The organism is Streptomyces sp. NPDC050619 (assembly GCF_040654815.1).
Classification (GTDB): domain Bacteria; phylum Actinomycetota; class Actinomycetes; order Streptomycetales; family Streptomycetaceae; genus Streptomyces.
The window spans coordinates 1-1093 of the sequence record NZ_JBFAIR010000184.1 but is presented as its reverse complement, the minus strand read 5'-3'; the positions used below and the strand labels follow the sequence as shown (position 1 = coordinate 1093).

At 69.6% G+C, this 1093-nt stretch carries 1 protein-coding gene; it reads right to left on the bottom strand.

Features of this window, described 5'->3' with window-relative positions; all coding sequences use genetic code 11:
• Nucleotides 1-162: 162 nt before the first annotated feature.
• On the bottom strand, nucleotides 163-1093 hold a 931-nt coding region (locus tag AB0I77_RS53895), incomplete at its 5' end, for an AMP-binding protein (RefSeq protein WP_363290385.1).

Sequence of the window (1093 nt, the reverse complement as noted above, 5' to 3'; positions counted from 1 at the left end):
GCCGGCATGATGTCGAGCGCGGCGGCGTTGCCCGCGAACGATGCGGCGGCGGCGAATGCGGTGGCGGCGATGAAGCGCTTGCTCGACATGTGATCCCTCCCGATCAGTGGTGGTGACGGCGATGCGCGGCCGGGCGCGCCGCGCCCGCGCCGACGGTGGCGCTCAGGACGCCGCGTGCGCGGCCAGCAACGCGGCGCGTATGTCCGGTTTGACGACCTTGCCGACCTTCGAGCGCGGCAGGGTCGGCCACAATTCGACTTGCTTGGGCGCCTTGACCCCGCCCAGGCGCTGCTTGACGAAGGCGATCAGTTCCACGCTGTCGGCGCTGGCGCCTTCGCGCAGTTCGACCACCGCGACGATGCGCTCGCCCCACTTCTCGTCCGGCAGCCCGACCACGGCGCAGTCGCGCACCGCCGGATGCGCCTGCAGCGCTTGTTCGACTTCGATGGAATAGACGTTGAAGCCGCCGGTGATGATCATGTCCTTGGCCCGGTCGACCACGTACAGAAAGCCGTCCGCGTCCAGGTAGCCGATGTCGCCGGTGTGGTGCCAGCCGTGGCGCGAGGCCTCGGCGCTGGCTTGCGGGTTCTTGTAGTAGCCGGCCATCACCAGCGAGCCGCGCACGACGATCTCGCCGCGCTCGCCGGTCGCCAGCAAGCCGCCGTCGGCGTCCATGATCGCCACTTGGGTCAGCGCGCTGGGCCGTCCGGCCGAAGTCAGGCGCGCCGGCGCGAGCGAACCGTCGGCGTTGTAGTGATCGGCCGGCGCCAGGGTCGAGACCACCATCGGCGCCTCGGTCTGGCCGAAGAACTGCGCCATCGGGCCGATCCGTTGCAGCGCCTGCGCCAGGCGTTCGGGCGAGATCGGCGCGGCGCCATACCAGAAGCATTGCAGCGAATCCAACTGCGCCGCATCCAACCGAGGATGGTCGAGCAACATGTAGATCGCAGTCGGCGGCAGCAGCGTGTGGGTGACCCGGTAACGGCCGATCGCCTCCAGAAATTCGCCGTAGTCGCCGCGCGGGATCACCACGATGCGTCCGCCCAGGGCCAGGATCGGCAGGCAGAACACGCCGGCCGAATGGGTCAGCGGC